Below are 3,163 nucleotides of genomic sequence, written 5' to 3'. Positions count from 1 at the left end.
GACGATGACCTACTCTCGCACAGCTTAGGCTGCACTACCATCGGCGCGGCTACGTTTCACTTCCGAGTTCGGGATGGGATCGGGTGGTTCCATAGCGCTAATTTCATCAGGGAGACAGTTGGAGCGTCGCTCGTGTCTTCTTTCTGGAGGTGTGCATGGATCTGCATGCCATCCAAGAAAGGGCCTACGGCGCCTGTCTCGCGTTTGGTCTTGTGACGTAGCGTGCACTTGGTATCTATCGACATGTCATGTCGGCCAAGGCAACTTGAGGTTATATGGTCAAGCCTCACGGATCATTAGTATCAGTTAGCTCAATGCATTGCTGCACTTACACACCTGACCTATCAACCACATAGTCTATATGGTTCCTTTAGGGGGCTTGTGCCCCGGGAAGTCTCATCTTGAGGCGCGCTTCCCGCTTAGATGCTTTCAGCGGTTATCGCTTCCGAACATAGCTACCCGGCAATGCCACTGGCGTGACAACCGGAACACCAGAGGTTCGTCCACTCCGGTCCTCTCGTACTAGGAGCAGCCCCTCTCAAACTTCCAACGCCCATGGCAGATAGGGACCGAACTGTCTCACGACGTTCTGAACCCAGCTCGCGTACCACTTTAAATGGCGAACAGCCATACCCTTGGGACCGACTACAGCCCCAGGATGTGATGAGCCGACATCGAGGTGCCAAACACCGCCGTCGATATGAACTCTTGGGCGGTATCAGCCTGTTATCCCCGGAGTACCTTTTATCCGTTGAGCGATGGCCCTTCCATACAGAACCACCGGATCACTAAGTCCTAGTTTCCTACCTGCTTGATCCGTCGATCTTGCAGTCAAGCACGCTTATGCCTTTGCACACAGTGCGCGATGTCCGACCGCGCTGAGCGTACCTTCGAGCTCCTCCGTTACTCTTTAGGAGGAGACCGCCCCAGTCAAACTACCCACCATACACGGTCCCCGATCCAGATAATGGACCTAGGTTAGAACGTCAAGCACGACAGGGTGGTATTTCAAGGATGGCTCCACTGCAGCTAGCGCCACAGTTTCATAGCCTCCCACCTATCCTACACAGACGAACTCAACGTTCAGTGTAAAGCTATAGTAAAGGTTCACGGGGTCTTTCCGTCTTGCCACGGGAACGCTGCATCTTCACAGCGATTTCAATTTCACTGAGTCTCGGGTGGAGACAGCGCCGCTGTCGTTACGCCATTCGTGCAGGTCGGAACTTACCCGACAAGGAATTTCGCTACCTTAGGACCGTTATAGTTACGGCCGCCGTTTACTGGGGCTTCGATCAAGAGCTTCACCTTGCGGCTGACCCCATCAATTAACCTTCCAGCACCGGGCAGGCGTCACACCCTATACGTCCACTTTCGTGTTTGCAGAGTGCTGTGTTTTTGATAAACAGTCGCAGCGGCCTGGTTACTGCGACCCTCTTCAGCTATAGCTCGCATGAGCCACCAAAAAGGGTGCACCTTCTCCCGAAGTTACGGTGCCATGTTGCCTAGTTCCTTCACCCGAGTTCTCTCAAGCGCCTGAGAATTCTCATCCTACCCACCTGTGTCGGTTTACGGTACGGTCTGCGTAAGCTGAAGCTTAGGAGCTTTTCCTGGAAGCGTGGTATCAGTGACTTCGCCTTAAAGGCTCGTCTCGGTGCTCGGTCTTAAAGAATCCCGGATTTGCCAAAGATTCAAACCTACCGCCTTTCCCCAGGACAACCAACGCCTGGTACACCTAACCTTCTCCGTCCCTCCATCGCACTTACGCGAGGTGCAGGAATATTAACCTGCTTCCCATCGACTACGCATTTCTGCCTCGCCTTAGGGGCCGACTCACCCTGCGCCGATTAACGTTGCGCAAGGAAACCTTGGGCTTTCGGCGTGCGGGTTTTTCACCCGCATTATCGTTACTCATGTCAGCATTCGCACTTCCGATACCTCCAGCAAGCTTCTCAACTCACCTTCACAGGCTTACGGAACGCTCCTCTACCGCGCATAACAAAGTTATGCACTCCAAGCTTCGGTTTACTGCTTAGCCCCGTTAAATCTTCCCCGCAGACCGACTCGACCAGTGAGCTATTACGCTTTCTTTAAAGGGTGGCTGCTTCTAAGCCAACCTCCTGGCTGTCTGTGCCTTTCCACATGGTTTTCCACTTAGCAGTAAATTTGGGACCTTAGCTGTGGATCTGGGTTGTTTCCCTTTTCACGACGGACGTTAGCACCCGCCGTGTGTCTCCCATACAGTCCGTCTTGGTATTCGGAGTTTGCAATGGTTTGGTAAGTCGCGATGACCCCCTAGCCATAACAGTGCTCTACCCCCAAGAGGATACATATGAGGCGCTACCTAAATAGCTTTCGAGGAGAACCAGCTATCTCCGGGTTCGATTAGCTTTTCACTCCTAATCACACCTCATCCCCTACCTTTGCAACGGGAGTGGGTTCGGGCCTCCAGTGCGTGTTACCGCACCTTCACCCTGGGCATGACTAGATCACCCGGTTTCGGGTCTACTGCCCGCGACTATGCGCCCTTATCAGACTCGGTTTCCCTTCGCCTCCCCTATACGGTTAAGCTTGCCACGAACAGTAAGTCGCTGACCCATTATACAAAAGGTACGCAGTCACTCTTTCGAGCTCCTACTGCTTGTACGCACACGGTTTCAGGATCTATTTCACTCCCCTCTCCGGGGTTCTTTTCGCCTTTCCCTCACGGTACTGGTTCACTATCGGTCGGTCAGTAGTATTTAGCCTTGGAGGATGGTCCCCCCATATTCAGACAGGGTTTCACGTGCCCCGCCCTACTCGTCTTCACTGGAATGGCCCTTTTAAATACAGGGCTATCACCTTCTATGGCCGGCTTTTCCAAACCGTTTTTCTAGAACCATACCAGCTTAAGGGCTGTTCCCCGTTCGCTCGTCGCTACTCAGGGAATCTCGGTTGATTTCTTTTCCTCTGGTTACTTAGATATTTCAGTTCACCAGGTTCGCTTCCAGCAGCTATGTATTCACTGCAGGATACTGCCGGAGCAGTGGGTTTCCCCATTCGGACATTACCGGATCAAAGCTTGTTGCCAGCTCCCCGATACTTTTCGCAGGCTGCCACGTCCTTCATCGCCTCTGACCGCCAAGGCATCCACCGTGTGCGCTTATTCGCTTGACCATATAACCGC

2 rRNA genes are annotated in these 3,163 nt (G+C 53.1%); both read right to left on the bottom strand.

From position 1 onward, the window contains the following. Positions 1-111: ribosomal RNA gene (gene rrf, locus ACVOLR_RS04405) — 5S ribosomal RNA — on the bottom strand; the annotation flags it as partial. A 164-nt stretch (positions 112-275) separates the two neighbouring features. Beyond that, positions 276-3,153 (bottom strand): 23S ribosomal RNA (locus ACVOLR_RS04400). Positions 3,154-3,163: the final 10 nt, after the last annotated feature.

The organism is Stenotrophomonas sp. STEN030, assembly GCF_056759995.1.
The sequence above is the reverse complement of the archived record's forward strand: the minus strand, read 5'-3'. Positions and strand labels throughout refer to the sequence as shown.